Here is a 1,345-nt window from a genome sequence, read left to right as displayed (position 1 = left end):
GGCGGGGTGGGAGAGAATGGGCGCATGGAGATGCCGAGGAACGAACGGTCGCAGTCGCAGGAGAGCAGTCCGCACATCCTTGTCGTGGGGCAGGACGGCATGGCGCTCGGCGGAGCCGGCACGGGCGACGACGAGTCCCGCGAGGTCCCGGTGACGGAGATGGTCGAGCAGCCCGCGAAGGTCATGCGCATCGGCAGCATGATCAAGCAGCTCCTGGAGGAGGTCAGGGCGGCGCCTCTCGACGAGGCCAGCCGGGTCCGGCTCAAGGAGATCCACGCCAGCTCGCTCAAGGAACTGGAGGACGGGCTCGCCCCCGAGCTGGTCGAGGAGCTGGAGCGGATCTCCCTGCCCTTCACCGACGAGACCATTCCCACCGAGGCCGAACTTCGCATCGCGCAGGCGCAGTTGGTGGGATGGCTGGAAGGGCTGTTCCACGGGATCCAGACGGCGCTCTTCGCCCAGCAGATGGCCGCGCGGGCCCAGTTGGAGCAGATGCGCAGGGCGTTGCCGCCGGGTGCGATGGGCGGCCAGGACGAGCAGGACGAGCGCGGCCAGGGCGCCATCCGCTCCGGTCCCTATCTCTGAGTTTCCGCGGCCGCGGTCCCGAGAGCCGACGGCTGACACGCAGTTGGACGCGGAGGGGTCCGGCACGACAGTGCCGGACCCCTTCCACATGTGCTCGGGCATCGAGAGGGCCAGCGTGCCCTTGGACTGGACTACTCCGGATCGCCGGTGGAGATGTCCAGCTCGAACCTGGCACCCTCGGGATCGATGGGCTCACCGGCGGCGGGGTACTGCCGCATCACCGTGCCCTCGCCGTAGACGTTCTCGTCGACGTCGATCTCCTTGCTGATCGTCCAGCCGGCGGCCTGGATGCATGCCTTCACCGACTCGATGTTCTTGTACTCGAAGTTCGGCGCGGTGACCTTCGTCTCGTCGCTGTAGTGCTCGTCGGCCTCCGTGCACTCGGCCTCTTCGATGGTCCGCGTCTTGTCGGGGCCCTTGTGGCCGGCGACGTCGTCGCCCCCGTCGTCGCCCGTGTCCGCCGACGTGCTTGCGCTTGCGCTCGCGCCCGCCTGCGTGCCGCCGGTCTGGTTGCCCTTGTCCTCGTCCCCGTTCATCGACATCAGGGCGATCAGGCCGCCGACGGCGAGCAGCGCGACGACGATCGCACCCACGACCACCGGCATGTTCCTGCCGCCGCCGCTTCCGCCGCTTCCGCGCAGGACCTCGGCGTGCCGACGTGGGTCGGTGTGCTGATGATCCTCGGCATGCTCGCCTGCTCACTGGCGCTGTCGGCGGCCTTCCTCGCACTGGTCCCGGCCCGTCGCACCTGGTTCACCGC

General features: G+C 69.2%; 2 protein-coding genes. One reads left to right on the top strand and one right to left on the bottom strand.

Going from position 1 to position 1,345, the window contains the following annotated elements; all coding sequences use genetic code 11:
* Window positions 1-24: 24 nt before the first annotated feature.
* Window positions 25-585, top strand: a complete 561-nt coding sequence (locus GUY61_RS38365; RefSeq protein ID WP_166634899.1) for a bacterial proteasome activator family protein — start codon at window positions 25-27, stop codon at window positions 583-585.
* 131 nt (window positions 586-716) lie between these two features.
* Here GUY61_RS38365 and GUY61_RS39460 read toward each other — a convergent pair whose 3' ends face one another.
* Window positions 717-1,190, bottom strand: coding sequence for a PASTA domain-containing protein (locus GUY61_RS39460; RefSeq protein WP_208106988.1), 474 nt, complete (start codon window positions 1,188-1,190; stop codon window positions 717-719).
* Window positions 1,191-1,345: the final 155 nt, after the last annotated feature.

Source organism: Streptomyces sp. GC420, assembly GCF_009916105.1.
In the GTDB taxonomy this organism is placed as follows: Bacteria; Actinomycetota; Actinomycetes; order Streptomycetales; family Streptomycetaceae; genus Streptomyces.
This window is presented reverse-complemented; position numbering and strand designations above follow the sequence as displayed.

Coding starts and splice junctions, on each gene's coding strand:
- GUY61_RS39460 (WP_208106988.1), bottom strand. CDS start 1,190: ATGCCGGTGGTCGTGGGTGCGATCGTCGTCGCGCTGCTCGCCGTCGGC.
- GUY61_RS38365 (WP_166634899.1), top strand. CDS start 25: ATGGAGATGCCGAGGAACGAACGGTCGCAGTCGCAGGAGAGCAGTCCG.